Source organism: Micrococcus sp. iso_229 (assembly GCF_058072725.1).
Genome location: NZ_CM176514.1, coordinates 1,305,771 through 1,320,579, shown reverse-complemented (window position 1 = coordinate 1,320,579; position 14,809 = coordinate 1,305,771). Strand labels below are relative to the sequence as shown.

The 14,809-nt window shown below is 74.3% G+C and carries 12 protein-coding genes; all 12 read left to right on the top strand.

Translation table 11 applies throughout. The features are described from left to right. Position 1: 1 nt before the first annotated feature. The 12 genes from AC3RKA_RS06145 (at position 2) to AC3RKA_RS06090 (ending at position 14,794) form a co-directional block, all read left to right on the top strand. Entirely contained in the window at positions 2-985 is a 984-nt protein-coding gene (locus AC3RKA_RS06145) for an aspartate carbamoyltransferase catalytic subunit (protein WP_036313715.1), read from the top strand. After that, positions 982-2,361 (top strand): dihydroorotase, encoded by a 1,380-nt coding sequence (locus tag AC3RKA_RS06140; protein ID WP_489726998.1) that lies wholly within the window; start codon positions 982-984, stop codon positions 2,359-2,361. Before AC3RKA_RS06145 ends, AC3RKA_RS06140 begins: the two co-directional genes overlap by 4 nt. Further along, positions 2,358-2,984, top strand: coding sequence for a PH-like domain-containing protein (locus AC3RKA_RS06135; RefSeq protein ID WP_489726997.1), 627 nt, complete (start codon positions 2,358-2,360; stop codon positions 2,982-2,984). Before AC3RKA_RS06140 ends, AC3RKA_RS06135 begins: the two co-directional genes overlap by 4 nt. Then, positions 2,981-4,165 (top strand): glutamine-hydrolyzing carbamoyl-phosphate synthase small subunit, encoded by a 1,185-nt coding sequence (gene carA, locus AC3RKA_RS06130; protein WP_489726996.1) that lies wholly within the window; start codon positions 2,981-2,983, stop codon positions 4,163-4,165. The genes AC3RKA_RS06135 and carA overlap by 4 nt, the downstream gene beginning before the upstream one ends. Positions 4,166-4,168: 3 nt before the next feature. After that, positions 4,169-7,474, top strand: coding sequence for a carbamoyl-phosphate synthase large subunit (carB, locus tag AC3RKA_RS06125; protein WP_144823966.1), 3,306 nt, complete (start codon positions 4,169-4,171; stop codon positions 7,472-7,474). Next, entirely contained in the window at positions 7,471-8,358 is an 888-nt protein-coding gene (gene pyrF / locus AC3RKA_RS06120) for an orotidine-5'-phosphate decarboxylase (RefSeq protein ID WP_489726995.1), read from the top strand. The genes carB and pyrF overlap by 4 nt, the downstream gene beginning before the upstream one ends. Before the next feature lie 138 nt (positions 8,359-8,496). Then, positions 8,497-8,811, top strand: a complete 315-nt coding sequence (gene mihF / locus AC3RKA_RS06115) for an integration host factor, actinobacterial type (RefSeq protein ID WP_036334906.1) — start codon at positions 8,497-8,499, stop codon at positions 8,809-8,811. 71 nt (positions 8,812-8,882) lie between these two features. Next, complete coding sequence (gene gmk / locus AC3RKA_RS06110) at positions 8,883-9,533, top strand: guanylate kinase (RefSeq protein WP_489726994.1); 651 nt, start codon at positions 8,883-8,885, stop codon at positions 9,531-9,533. Between the two features lie 66 nt (positions 9,534-9,599). Then, positions 9,600-10,040, top strand: coding sequence for a DNA-directed RNA polymerase subunit omega (gene rpoZ / locus AC3RKA_RS06105; RefSeq protein WP_049159169.1), 441 nt, complete (start codon positions 9,600-9,602; stop codon positions 10,038-10,040). Positions 10,041-10,047: 7 nt separating this feature from the next. Next, entirely contained in the window at positions 10,048-11,340 is a 1,293-nt protein-coding gene (coaBC, locus tag AC3RKA_RS06100; RefSeq protein ID WP_489726993.1) for a bifunctional phosphopantothenoylcysteine decarboxylase/phosphopantothenate--cysteine ligase CoaBC, read from the top strand. Between the two features lie 15 nt (positions 11,341-11,355). Next, positions 11,356-12,618 (top strand): methionine adenosyltransferase, encoded by a 1,263-nt coding sequence (gene metK, locus AC3RKA_RS06095; protein ID WP_081091314.1) that lies wholly within the window; start codon positions 11,356-11,358, stop codon positions 12,616-12,618. Between the two features lie 61 nt (positions 12,619-12,679). Then, on the top strand, positions 12,680-14,794 hold the full coding sequence (locus tag AC3RKA_RS06090; RefSeq protein WP_489726992.1) for a primosomal protein N' family DNA-binding protein: 2,115 nt from the start codon (positions 12,680-12,682) through the stop codon (positions 14,792-14,794). The last annotated feature ends 15 nt before the right edge of the window (positions 14,795-14,809 follow it).

Here is a 14,809-nt window from a genome sequence, read left to right as displayed (position 1 = left end):
CGTGCGCCACCTGCTGTCCACCGCCGACCTCTCCCGCGCCGACGCCCTCGCCGTCCTCGACACCGCCGAGGAGATGGCCGCCGTCAACCAGCGCGAGGTCAAGAAGCTGCCCGCCCTGCGCGGCCGCACCGTGGTGAACCTCTTCCTCGAGGACTCCACCCGCACCCGCATCTCCTTCGAGGCCGCCGCCAAGCGGCTCTCCGCGGACGTGATCAACTTCTCCGCGAAGGGCTCGTCCGTCTCCAAGGGGGAGTCGCTCAAGGACACCGTCCAGACGCTCGAGGCCATCGGCGCGGACGCCATCGTGATGCGCCACTGGTCCTCCGGCGCGGCCCGCCAGCTGGCCGACTCCGGGTGGGTGCGCTCCGCCGTCGTGAACGCCGGCGACGGCACCCACGAGCACCCCACCCAGGCCCTCCTGGACGCCTTCACCCTGCGCCGGCGCCTCGCCGCGGCGACGGGAGAGGACCTGGTCGGCCGGGACCTGACCGGCATGCGCGTGGTGATCGTGGGCGACATCCTGCACTCGCGCGTGGCCCGGTCCAACGTGTGGCTGCTCAGCACGCTGGGCGCACAGGTCACCCTGGCCGCCCCGCCCACCCTGCTGCCCGTGGGCGTGGCCGCGTGGCCGTGCCAGGTCACCTACTCGCTCGACGAGGCCCTCGACGCCGGCCCCGACGCCGTCATGATGCTCCGCGTCCAGGCCGAGCGGATGGGCGGCGCCTTCTTCCCGTCCGCGGGGGAGTACACCCGGACCTGGGGGCTGACCGATGACCGCTTCGCCCGCCTCACCGCCGGCCGCGGCGCCCTGCTCGACGAGCCCGTGGTCATGCACCCCGGCCCGATGAACCGCGGCCTGGAGATCAGCCCGGCGGCGGCGGACTCGCCCCGCAACACCGCCCTCGAGCAGGTCGCCAACGGCGTGTCCGTCCGCATGGCGGTCCTGCACCTCGTCCTCAACCACGACCAGGAGGTCCGCCCGTGAGCGCCCCCAGCCCCGCCCCCCTGCTGCTGCGCAGCGCGCGCCTGACCACGGGCGAGACCGCCGACGTGCTCGTCGCCGAGGGCCGGATCGCCGCCCTCGGCCCGGACGCCCCGGCCCACGCCGCCGGCCTCGAGCCGAGCCCCGAGGAGGTCGACTGCGCCGGCCTGGTGCTGCTGCCCGGGCTCATCGACCTGCACACCCATCTGCGTCAGCCCGGCAAGGAGGATGCGGAGACGGTCGAGACCGGCACCCGCGCCGCCGCGATGGGCGGCTTCACCTCCGTCCACGCGATGGCCAACTCGACGCCGACGGCGGACACCGCGGGCGTGGTGGAGCAGGTGTGGCGGCTGGGCCGGGACGCGGGCTGGTGCGATGTGCACCCCGTGGGGGCGGTGACCGTGGGCCTGGCCGGCGAGGCCCTGGCCGACCTCGGCGCGATGGCCGACTCGCAGGCCCGCGTGCGCATGTTCTCGGACGACGGCATGTGCGTCCACGACGCCGTGCTGATGCGCCGGGCGCTCGAGTACGTGAAGTCCTTCGGCGGCTTCGTGGCCCAGCACGCGCAGGAGCCGAACCTCACCGCCGGCGCCCAGATGAACGAGTCCGAGCTCTCCGGCGTCCTCGGCCTGGCCGGCTGGCCCGCCGTGGCGGAGGAGGCCATCATCGCCCGTGACGTGCTGCTGGCCCAGCATGTGGACTCCCGCCTGCACGTGTGCCACGTCTCCACGGCCGGCTCCGTCGAGCTGATCCGCTGGGCCAAGGCCCAGGGCGTGGCCGTGACCGCCGAGGTCACCCCGCACCACCTGCTGCTCACCGAGGAGCTCGTCCGCTCCTACGACCCCGTGTTCAAGGTCAACCCGCCGCTGCGCCGCGAGTCCGACGTCCTGGCCCTGCGCGCCGGCCTGGCCGACGGCACCATCGACACCGTGGGCACCGACCACGCCCCGCACACCGCCGAGACCAAGCAGTGCGAGTGGACGGTCGCGGCGATGGGCATGACGGGCCTCGAGACCGCCCTGTCCGTGGTGCAGCAGGCGATGGTGGACACCGGCCTGATGGACTGGGCCGGCGTCGCCCGCGTGATGTCCACGGCGCCGGCCCGGATCGCCGGCCTGACCGATCAGGGCCAGGCCGACGAGCGCGGCGTCCCACGCGTCGGCGCCGTGGCCAACCTCGTGCTCGTGGACCCGCAGGCCCGCCGCACGGTGGACCCCGAGCAGCACGTGACCAAGTCCCGCAACAGCCCCTACCGGGGCATGGAGCTGCCGGGCGCGGTGCGCCACACGGTCTATCGCGGTGCCCGCGTCGTCGCCGACGGCGCCCCCGCCCGGCCGTACCGCCACCCGGCCCTGACGGAGACGGGGGAGCGCGCGTGAGCATCACCCCTCTGGCCGCCGCCCTGGCGGCCCGCCCCGTCCCGCCGCGGACCCCGACGAAGGACTACGCGGACGTGTGGCTGCCGGTGACCCTGGGCACCCTGGCCGTCGTCCTCGTGCTGCTCGGCCTGCTGGCCCTCGGGTGGCGGGCACGCCGCCGGGCGCAGGCCGGGATCCCGGCCCCGGCCCCCGTGCCGACGGCCCTCTACGACGCCGAGCCGACGCTGTCCGCGGAGGGCATGCACGTGGGCACGGTGCGCGGCGAGGACCGGCTGGACCGCGTGGCGGTGCACGGCCTGGGCCTGCGCTCGCGCGCGGTCCTCGAGGTCCACGACGCCGGCGCCCACCGCGGCCTGCTCGTGCTCCGCCCCGGGGCCGCCAACCTGTTCATCCCCGCGGACGACCTCGTCGAGACCGGCCTGTCCGCCGGGATCGCAGGCAAGTTCGTCGAGCCGGGCGGGCTCGTCGCCTGGGGCTGGCGCCTCGGCGACGTCGAACTCACCTCCGCCTTCCGCCCCGACCGTCCCGAGGACCGCGACCGGCTCCTCGCCGCCCTGCAGACCATCATCGACCCCGCCCCGGCCGACCCGGCCGGCCGCGCAGGAGAAGGAGACCCCCGATGAGCACCCCCACCGACGACCTGGCCCTGCTCGTCCTCGAGGACGGCACCGTCCACCGTGGCCGGGCCTACGGCGCCCGCGGCCGCACCCTGGGCGAGGCCGTGTTCACCACGGGCATGACCGGCTACCAGGAGACCCTCACCGACCCGTCCTACGCGGGGCAGATCATCGTGCAGACCTCCCCGCACATCGGCAACACCGGGGTCAACGACGCCGACCGCGAGTCGCGGGCGATCTTCGCCGCCGGCTACGTGGTCCGCGACGCGGCCCGGCGTCCGTCCAACTGGCGCGCCGAGCGCAGCCTCGACGAGGAGCTCGAGGCGTTCGGCGTCGTCGGGATCCGGGAGGTCGACACCCGGGCCATCACCCGTCGCCTGCGCACCGAGGGCTCGATGCGCGCCGGCGTGTTCTCCGGCGGGCACGCCGCCCGCCCGGAGGCCGAGCTGCTGGCGGAGGTGCGCGCCCAGGCGTCGATGGCCGGCGCCCGCCTCGCCGAGTCCGTCACCACGGAGGAGCCGTACGTCATCGAGCCGGCCGCGCACGGCTGGGAGGGCGAGCCGATCGCCGAGATCGCCGCCCTCGACCTCGGCATCAAGGCCGCCACGCCGCGGCACCTGGCCTCCCGCGGCATCCGCGTGCACGTGCTGCCCGCCGCCACGGACCTGGCCGGCATCCGCGCCGTGGACCCGGACGGCGTCTTCCTGTCCAACGGACCCGGCGACCCGGCCACCGCGGACGCCCAGGTGGAGCTGCTGCGCGAGGTCCTCGACGCCGGCCTGCCGTTCTTCGGCATCTGCTTCGGCAACCAGATCTTCGGCCGCGCGCTCGGCTTCGACACCTACAAGCTGAAGTTCGGCCACCGCGGCCCGAACCAGCCGGTGCTGGACAAGGCCACGGGCCGCGTGGCCATCACCTCCCAGAACCACGGCTTCGCCGTGGACGCCCCCCTCGGCGAGCCGATCGAGGCGCCGGAGTCGCGCTTCGGCCGCGTCGAGGTCTCCCACTGGTCCCTGAACGACCAGGTGGTCGAGGGCCTGCGCCTGCTCGACCGGCCCGCCTTCTCCGTGCAGTTCCACCCGGAGTCCGCGGCCGGCCCCAACGACACCCTCGACCTGTTCGACCGCTTCGTGCAGCTCCTCACCGAGCACCGCACCGCCACCACCCCCGCCACCGAAGGAGCCTGATCCATGCCCAAGCGCACCGACCTGAAGTCCGTCCTGGTCATCGGCTCCGGCCCCATCGTGATCGGTCAGGCGGCCGAGTTCGACTACTCCGGCACCCAGGCCATCCGCGTCCTCAAGGAGGAGGGCGTCCGCGTCGTCCTCGTCAACTCCAACCCGGCCACGATCATGACCGACCCGGAGCTGGCCGACGCCACCTACGTCGAGCCCATCACCCCGGCCGTGGTCGCCAAGATCATCGAGAAGGAGCGCCCGGACGCCCTGCTGCCCACCCTGGGCGGCCAGACGGCGCTGAACACCGCCATCGCCCTCGACAAGGACGGGGTGCTCGAGCGCTTCGGCGTCGAGCTGATCGGCGCGAACATCGAGGCCATCGAGCTCGGCGAGAACCGCGAGCTGTTCAAGGGCGTCGTGGAGCGCGCCGGCGGCGAGTCCGCCCGGTCCCACATCGTGCACACGATGGAGGAGGCCCTGGCCGCCGTCGAGGACCTGAAGTACCCCGTGGTGGTGCGCCCCTCGTTCACGATGGGCGGCCTCGGCTCCGGCATGGCCTACGACGAGGCCGACCTGTACCGCATCTGCGGCGCCGGCCTGCAGTACAGCCCGACCTCCGAGGTCCTGCTCGAGGAGTCCATCCTCGGCTGGAAGGAGTACGAGCTGGAGATGATGCGGGACAAGAACGACAACGTCGTCGTCGTCTGCTCCATCGAGAACGTGGACCCCGTGGGCGTGCACACCGGAGACTCCATCACCGTGGCCCCGGCCATGACGCTGACGGACCGCGAGTACCAGAAGCTGCGGGACATCTCGATCAACGTCATCCGCGAGGTCGGCGTGGACACCGGCGGCTGCAACATCCAGTTCGCGGTGAACCCCGTGGACGGCCGGGTCGTCGTGATCGAGATGAACCCGCGGGTGTCCCGCTCCTCGGCGCTGGCCTCGAAGGCCACCGGCTTCGCGATCGCCAAGATCGCCACCAAGCTGGCCCTGGGCTACACGATGGACGAGATCCCCAACGACATCACCCAGAAGACCCCGGCGTCCTTCGAGCCGGTCCTGGACTACGTGGTCGTGAAGGTCCCGCGCTTCGCGTTCGAGAAGTTCCCGGCGGCGGACCCCACGCTGACCACCACCATGAAGTCGGTCGGCGAGGCCATGGCCATCGGCCGCAACTTCACGGAGGCCCTGCAGAAGGCGCTGCGCTCGCTCGAGCAGAAGGGCTCGGAGCTCGCGTTCCCGCAGGACGCCGACTCGCAGGCCCTGCTCGCGGCGGCGCGCACGGCCACCACGGACCGGCTCTCCCAGACCCAGCAGGCGCTCTACGCCGGCGCCACGATCGAGGAGGCCTTCGACGCCACCGCGATCGACCCGTGGTTCCTGGACCAGTTCGTGCTCATCAACGAGGTCGCGGACGAGATCCGCGACGCCGAGGTCCTCGACGAGGCCCTGCTGCGCCGCGCCAAGCGGCACGGGTTCTCCGACGCCCAGATCGGCTCGCTGCGGCACATGGACGCGGCGGTGGTGCGCGGCGTGCGTCACGCCCTGGGCGTGCGCCCCGTCTACAAGACCGTGGACACCTGTGCCGCCGAGTTCGAGGCCTTCACCCCGTACCGGTACTCCAGCTACGACCTCGAGACCGAGGTAGCCCCGCACGAGGGCGAGTCGGTGATCATCCTCGGCTCGGGCCCGAACCGGATCGGCCAGGGCATCGAGTTCGACTACTCGTGCGTGCACGCCACCATGGCGCTGCGCGAGGCCGGCTACGAGACCGTGATGGTCAACTGCAACCCGGAGACCGTGTCCACGGACTACGACATCTCCGACCGCCTCTACTTCGAGCCGCTCACGCTCGAGGACGTCCTGGAGGTCATCGCGGCCGAGGAGGCCTCCGGCGGCGTGCGCGGCGTCTTCGTGCAGCTCGGCGGCCAGACCCCGCTCAAGCTGGCCCAGCAGCTCGCCGACGCCGGCGTGCCGATCCTGGGCACCTCGCCCGCGGCCATCGACCTGGCCGAGCACCGCGGCGAGTTCGCGCGCGTGCTCGAGCGCGCGGGCCTGGTGGCGCCGAAGAACGGCACGGCGGTCTCCTTCGACGACGCCAAGCGCGTGGCGGACGAGATCGGCTACCCCGTGCTCGTGCGCCCCTCCTACGTGCTCGGCGGCCGCGGCATGGAGATCGTGTACTCCGAGGAGGCGCTGGCCCACTACGTGGAGCACGCCACGGAGATCACCCCCGACCAGCCGATGCTCGTGGACCGCTTCCTCGAGGACGCGATCGAGATCGACGTCGACGCCCTCTACGACGGCACCGAGCTGTACCTCGGCGGTGTCATGGAGCACATCGAGGAGGCGGGCATCCACTCAGGTGACTCCGCGTGCGTGCTGCCCCCCGTCACCCTGGGCCCGGACGTGCTCGAGCGCGTGCACCGCGCCACCGAGCGCATCGCGGCCGGCGTCGGGGTGCGCGGCCTGATCAACATCCAGTTCGCGCTCGCCTCGGACGTGCTGTACGTGATCGAGGCGAACCCGCGCGCCTCGCGGACCGTGCCGTTTGTCTCGAAGGCCACGGGCGTCCAGCTGGCCAAGGCGGCCGCGCGGATCGGCGTCGGCGAGAGCATCGCCGACCTGCGCGCGGCGGGCATGCTGCCCACGGCGTACGACGGCGGCACCCTGCCGATCGGCGCGCCCGTGGCGGTCAAGGAGGCGGTGCTGCCGTTCACCCGCTTCCGCACCGCGGAGGGCCGCGTCGTGGACTCGCTGCTGGGCCCGGAGATGCGCTCGACGGGCGAGGTCATGGGCATCGACAAGCACTTCGACACCGCGTTCGCCAAGTCCCAGTCCGCCGCCGGCGGCCCGCTGCCCACCTCGGGGCGCGTGTTCGTGTCGGTCGCGAACCGGGACAAGCGCACCCTCGTGGGCCAGGCCAAGCGCCTCGTCGACCTCGGCTTCCAGGTGGTCTCCACCGGCGGCACCGCCGAGGTGCTGCGGCGCAACGGCATCCCCGCGGAGGTCGTGGCGAAGATCGCCGACGCCGGGCACGAGGACGGCGCGGGCACCGTGCTGGAGCAGCTGCACGCCGGCACCGTCGATCTCGTGCTGAACACGCCCTCCGGCGGCGACGCACGCACGGACGGCTACGAGATCCGCGCGGCCGCGACCTCGCTCGGCGTGCCGGTGATCACGACCACGGCCGAGTTCGGGGCATGCCTGCAGGCCATCGAGGCCATGCGGTCCTACGAGTGGTCCGTGACCTCACTGCAGGAGCACGACGCGCGCCTGCAGCAGGCCGTCGCCGGGCCGGAGGCCGCGGCGTGACCACGACGGCGACGGGCGGCGCGGGGCCCCGCGCCCCCTTCGGGCGGCGGCTGGCCCACGCCATGGAGACGGCCGGTCCGCTGTGCCTCGGCGTGGACCCCCATCCGGCCCTGCTGCGGCAGTGGGGCCTGAGCGACACCCCGGCGGGCCTCGAGGCGTTCTCGCTGACCGCCCTCGAGGCGGCGGTGGGTCCCGAGGGGCCCCGCGTGGCGGCGATCAAGCCCCAGGTGGCGCTGTACGAGCGCCACGGCTCGGCCGGCCTGGCGGCCCTGGAGCGGCTGCTCGCGGCCGCCCGGGACGCCGGGGTGCTCACGATCGCGGACGCCAAGCGCGGTGACATCGGCTCCACCATGGACGGCTACGCCGCCGCGTGGACCTCCGACGCCTCGCCCCTGGCCGCGGATGCAGTGACGCTCAGCCCGTACCTGGGTTTCGGCACCCTCGTGCCGACCATCCGCGCCGCCCACGAGGCCGGCCGCGGCGTGTTCGTCCTCGCGCTGACCTCCAATCCGGAGGGCCGCGAGGTCCAGCACGTGGGCGAGGGGTCGGCCGAGGGATCGGTGGCCCGGCGCATCGCCGCGGCCGCGGCCGCCGAGAACGCGGCCCTGCGCGGCGACGACGCGTGGGGGCCGGTGGGACTCGTCCTGGGCGCCACGGTGGCCGCGGAGGCGGACCGCCTCGGCCTGGACCTGCCGGCCCTCGGCGGGCCCCTGCTGGCCCCCGGGTTCGGTGCCCAGGGCGCCACGGCCCCGGGCATGCGGGCCGACTTCGGCACGGCCTGGGCGCAGGTCTTGGCGACCTCGTCCCGCGGCATCCTGAGCGCGGGTCCCTCGGTGACCTCGCTGGTGGACACGATCGAGGAGAATCGCGCCGCCCTGCGGTGACGCCCGCGTCCTCCCGACGCGCTGCGTGCCTTCTGCACGGGATGGTATCTTCCCTGTCGATCGGCTGTGCTCGTTGTCCTTGACCGTGGACGGGTCTCGACGGAGCCGGTGAGGAACACGAGGCATCGAGGTCAGACCATGGCGTTGCGGCAGCTCAGTGAGCAGGAGCGGGCGGAGGCCCGGAGGAAGGCCCTCCAGGCCCGCCAGGCGAGGGCGGAGCTCAAGGCGGCCTTCGCCGCCGGTGAGGTCGGCCTGGCCGACGTGTTCGCGCGCGCGGACGCCGAGGACGCCGTCGCCCGCCTGCGGGCCGTGGACCTGCTGTTGGCCCTGCCGGGCGTGGGCGAGGTCCGGGCCCGGGAGACGATGGCGGGGTGCGGCATCTCGCCGCGGCGTCGGCTGGGCGGCCTGGGGCGTCGTCAGCGCGAGGCGTTGATCGCCTATATTGGCCGGTGACCCCCACACCCCGGCGGGTCGGCGCCGGCCCGGGTGAAGGGCCTGCGAGACCCGTCCCACCAGGAGGATGCGTGACCGACACGTTCGACCCCGGACCCGCCCCCGCCGTCCCGGTGGCCCGCACCGCCGTCCAGGAACGCCCCCCGGGCCCGGGCGTCACCGTCCTGGCCGGCCCCACCGCCGTCGGCAAGGGCACCGTCTCGGCCTATGTCCGCGAGCACTACCCCGAGGCCTGGCTGTCCGTCTCCGCCACCACCCGCCCGGCGCGCCCGGGCGAGGAGGACGGAGTGCACTACTACTTCACCGCGCCTGAGGAGTTCGACTCCCTCGTCGAGGCGGACGAGATGCTGGAATGGGCCGTCGTCCACGGCGTCCACCGCTACGGCACGCGGCGCGACCGTGTGATGGAGGCCGTGGCGCAGGGGCGCCACGTCCTGCTGGAGATCGACCTGCAGGGCGCGCGCCAGGTCCGCCGTGCCCTGCCGGAGGCCACCTTCGTGTTCCTGGCGCCCCCGAGCTGGGAGGAACTCGTGTCCCGACTGCTCGGCCGCGGCACCGAGAGCCCGGAGGAACAGCGCCGCCGGCTCGAAACGGCTAGACTGGAACTCGCCGCGGAACCCGAGTTCGACGCCGTCGTCGTGAACGACCGCGTGGAGCGGGCCGCCGAGGAACTGGTGAGACTCATGGGGCTGGACCCCGAGCGCCGTTCGACCGAGGCCTGAGGACCGGCCGCACCGACGCCGCACCCGGCGCCGACGTGACAGTGAGATGAAGACTTTGGAGACCCCGTGACCGAACAGTACGAAGGCATCGTCAACCCGCCCATCGACTCCCTGCTGGAGCGGGTCGACTCGAAGTACGCCCTGGTGCTCTTCGCCGCCAAGCGGGCCCGGCAGATCAACGCCTACTACTCGCAGCTGCACGAGGGGCTGTTCGAGTACGTCGGCCCGCTCGTGGACACCCAGCTGAACGAGAAGCCGCTGTCCATCGCCCTGCGCGAGATCGAGACCGACCTGCTCGAGTCCCACGAGGCCGTCGAGGCCACCCCGGAGGCCGAGCTGGCCGCCGAGGACTTCGGCGACTTCTCCCTGCCGGGCGAGGACGACCCGTTCGCCACCCTCGAGTCGTCCGACGCCCACCAGCCGATGGGCGATCCCGCCGCCATCGAGGAGGCCGCCGAGACGGTGCGCGCCGAGGAGGGCACCTCCGAGGACGCCCCGGAGGCCTGAGCCCGTCATGGAGATCGTCCTCGGGGTCGGCGGCGGCATCGCGGCCTACAAGGCGGCGCTGCTGCTGCGCCTGATGACCGAGGCCGGCCACGGCGTGACCGTGGTGCCCACCGCCAACGCCCTCGAGTTCGTGGGCGCGGCGACGTGGGAGGCCCTCTCGGGTCGCCCCGTCCGCACGGACACGTTCGAGGCGGTCGACGAGGTGAACCACGTCCGGCTCGGCCGGCGTGCGGACCTCGTGGTGGTCGCGCCGGCCACAGCCGACCTGCTCGCGCGCACCGCCGCGGGGATGGCGCCCGATCTGCTGGGCAACGTGCTGCTCACCGCCACGTGCCCCGTCGTCCTGGCCCCCGCCATGCACACCGAGATGTGGCACCACCCCGCCACGGTCGCCAACGTCGCACTCCTGCGCGAGCGCGGGGTTACGGTCGTGGATCCCGCCGTGGGCCGCCTCACCGGGACCGACTCCGGCGCCGGACGTCTGCCCGAGCCCGCCGAGATCTGGGAGCGTGCGCAGGCCGCCGCGGCCGCGGGCGCCCCGCGCCGTCCCCGGGCCTCCTGTACCCGGCCCGACGCCGAGCCGACGCCCGGCCCCCTGGCCGGTCGCACCGTGGTGGTCACGGCCGGGGGCACCCGCGAGGCCCTGGACCCGGTCCGCTACCTGGGCAACCGCTCCTCCGGCAAGCAGGGGGCCGCCCTGGCGCGCGCCGCCCTCGAAGCCGGCGCCACCGTGCGGTTCGTCGCCGGGTCCATGTCCGTCCCGGCGCCCGAGGGCGTCGAGCGCGTCGTGCAGGTGGAGTCCACGCAGGACCTGCTCGAGGCCGTGCTGGCGGAGGCCGCCGACGCCGACGTCCTCGTGATGGCGGCGGCCGTCGCGGACTTCCGGCCGGCCGAGGTCTCCGACGCCAAGATGAAGAAGGGCGACGACGACGGCGCGCCCGTCATCGTGCTCGAACGCACCCCGGACGTGCTCGCCACGGCCGTGCGGACCCGCTCCGAGGGCGGGCCCATGGCCCCGCTCATCGTCGGCTTCGCCGCGGAGACCGGCGACGCGACGTCCTCCGTGCTCGAGTACGGCCGGGCCAAACTGGCGCGCAAGGGCTGCGAGATGCTCGTGGTCAACGAGGTCGGCACGGACAAGGTGTTCGGCCGGGACGAGACCGCCGTGACCATCCTGTTCGCCGACGGCCGCCCCGCCGTGGAGGCGGCGGGCTCCAAGGACCAGGCGGCGGCCGCCGTCGTGCGGGCGATCGTGGATGACCTCGTCGGTCGCGACCCCGCCGGCGCGTCGGGCCGCTGACCTAGACTGTGCGGCATGACCGATGCCGCCTCGCTGAGCCCCGCCCGCCACGCCGACCCGTATTCGGGGGTGGGCGGCGGAGAGCTCCGTCTCTTCACCTCCGAGTCCGTCACGGCGGGCCACCCCGACAAGATCTGCGACCAGATCTCCGACGCCATCCTGGACGCGATCCTCGCCGCCGACCCGTCGGCGAAGGTGGCCGTGGAGACCCTGACCACCACGGGCCTGGTGCAGGTGGCCGGCGAGGTGAACACCTCGGCGTACGTGGAGATCCCCAAGATCGTGCGCGAGACCATCCTGGACATCGGCTACGACTCCTCGGCCAACGGCTTCGACGGCGCCCAGTGCGGCGTGAACATCTCCATCGGCCAGCAGTCCTCGGACATCTTCGCCGGCGTCTCCCGGTCCCTCGAGGCCCGCGAGTACGGCTCGGCGGACGAGGTGGACGAGCAGGGCGCGGGGGACCAGGGCATCATGTTCGGCTACGCCACGGACGAGACCCCGGCGTACATGCCCATGCCCATCTACCTCGCGCACCGGCTCTCCGAGCGGCTCACCGCGGTGCGCCGGGCGGAGAACACGCCCATGCCGTACCTGCTGCCGGACGGCAAGACGCAGGTCACCATCGGCTATGCGCCCGGCCACGTGCCCACCACGGTCGAGGCCGTGGTGGTCTCCACGCAGCACCACGAGTGGGTCACGCAGGAGCAGCTGCGGGCGGATGTGGAGAAGCACGTGATCCGGCCCGTCATTGAGCGCTCCGGCCTCGACACCTCCGGCATGCGGATCATCATCAACCCGGGCGGCAAGTTCGTCATCGGCGGGCCCGTGGGCGACGCCGGCCTCACCGGTCGCAAGATCATCGTGGACACCTACGGCGGCATGGCCCGGCACGGCGGCGGCGCCTTCTCCGGCAAGGACCCGTCCAAGGTGGACCGCTCCGCCGCCTACATGCTCCGCTGGGTCGCGAAGAACGTGGTGGCCGCCGGCCTCGCCTCGCGCGCCGAGTTCCAGGTGGCCTACGCGATCGGCTCGGCCCGGCCCGTGGGCCTGTACGTGGACACCTTCGGGACGGCCACGGTGCCGGAGGAGAAGATCATCGAGGCCGTGAACGCGGTGTTCGACCTGCGTCCGGCCGCCATCGTGAAGGAGCTGAACCTCCTGCGGCCCATCTACCGACGGACCGCAGCGAACGGCCACTTCGGCCGGGACGACGCCGACTTCACGTGGGAGCGCACGGACCGCGTCGAGCAGCTGCGCGCCGCGGCCGGCCTCTGACCCGGAGGCGGGCATCACGGACGCGCTGTTCGCCCTCCCGGAGCCGGAGGACGCACCTCGGTTGCCGGAGCGTGCCGAGGGGTGGCCGGAGCGGCCGATCGCACGCGTCCTGCTGGACTCGCCCGTGCCGCACCTGGACCGCGAGTTCGACTATCTCGTGCCCGTGGCCCTGGACGCCCGGGCGGTCCCCGGCTCCCGCGTGTCCGTCCGCTTCGGCGGACGGGCCATGACGGGGTGGCTCGTCTCGCGGGAGCAGGAGCCGGCCACCGGCGCCCAGCTCACCGAGCTCACCGGCGTGCTCACCGCCATCCCGCCGCTGACCCAGGAGGTCCTGGCGACCGCTCGTGCGGTGGCCCGCCGCCAGGCAGGCGTCGTCACGGACGTGCTGCGGGCCGCGGTGCCCCCGCGCGTGGCGCAGGTCGAGAAGGCCGCCCTGGCGGAGGACGCGGAGGCCGCGGCGGACCACCCGGTGACGCTGACCGGCACGGACGCCGAGCGCCCGGAGCCTCCCGCGGCGGAGGAGGGCCTCGTGCCCACGGTGTGGGAGTCCCTCGAGGGGGGCACCGCGTTCGTGTCCGCCGTGCTGGCCGGGGACGCCGCGCGGGCGGCCGCCCTCGTGCCCTCGCGCCTGTTCGAATGGGATGAGGCGGGCGCGCTGGCCGCCCTGGCGCGCACGGTGGCCGCCTCGGGCGGCGGCGTCCTGCTGCTGGTGCCCGGCCACCGCGACCTCGACCGGCTCTGCGCCGCCCTCGACGAGCACGTGGGCGAGGACGCCTACGCGCGGATCGGCTCCGAGGACGGCAACACGCCCCGGTACCGCGCCCACCTGGCCGCGCTGCGCGGCACCCGACGCATCGTGGCCGGCACCCGGGCCGCCGTGTGGTCGCCCGTGCGCGACCTGCGGCTGGTGGTGCTCTGGGACGACGGCGACGACGCGTGGGCCGAACCCCGCGCGCCCTACTTCCATGCCCGAGAGGCCGTGCTGGAGCGGGCCCGCGCGACCGGCGCGGCGCTGCTCTTCGCCGGGCCGTCCCGGTCCGTCCCGGTACAACGGCTCGTGGAGTCGGGCTGGCTGCTGCACCTGGGCCCCTCCCGTGCGGCCCAGCGCGAGCTCGGGCCACGGGTCGTCTCCACCGCCGACGCCTGGGAGACGGCGCGCGACCCGTTCGCTCAGCGGGCGCGGCTGCCGCAGGCCGCCTGGGCCGCCGCCCGCGCCGCGCTGCTCGGACCACGGCCGGGCCCGGTGCTCGTGCAGGTGGCCCGGGCCGGCTTCATCCCCGCCCTTGTGTGCGAGCGGTGCCGCACGCCCGCCCGCTGCCGCGTCTGCGCGGGGCCGCTGGGCTTCCGCGACGCGCGGGCCGCCCGGCACGGGGAGGTGGCGTGCCGGTGGTGCGGCACCCGGGAGCGCGGCTTCCGGTGCACCGAGTGTGGCGGCACGACGCTGCGGGCCGGCGCCCGCGGCGTGGACCGCACGGCCGAGGAGCTGGGCCGGGCGTTTCCGCGCGTGCCCGTCCACGCCTCCTCGGCGCAGCACATGCTCGGCTCGGTGCCGCCCGGGCCCTCCCTGGTGGTGGCGACCGTGGGGGCCGAGCCGGTGACGCCCGACGGCTACGCGGCCGCCCTGCTGCTCGACGGGGACAGCCAGCTCCAGCGGGAGGGCCTCGACGTGCCGGGCCGAGTGCTCGCCCGCTGGCTCGCGGCCGCCTGCCTGGTCCGCCCCGCCTCCGACGGGGGCGTCGTGGTGGTCACCGCGGACGCGTCGGAGGCGGTGAACGCGCTCGTCCGCCGGGACCCCGACGGCTTCGCCGCGCGCCAGGTCGCCGAGCGGCGCGAGCTGCACCTGCCTCCCGCCGGCCGCCTCGCAGAGGTCACGGGGGAGGCCCCCGCCGTCGCGGAGTACCTCGAGCTCGTGGAGGCCGCCCGCCGGGAGCGGCCGGACGAGGACGTCCACGAGGATCCGCACTCGGCCCCGCTCGACGGCGGCCCGGCGCGGCTGCCCTGGATCGGGCCGGTGCCGGACCCCACCGACGAGACCCGCTTCCGCGCCCTGCTGATCTTCCCGTACGCGGCGGCCGAGGCCACCGTCGGCGCCCTGCGCGCCGCCCGGTCCGCGGCGAGCGCCCGGCGCGAGACCACCCCGGTGCGGGTGCGGCTCGACCCGGCCGGGGTGCTCTGAGGGGGGCGGCCGGAC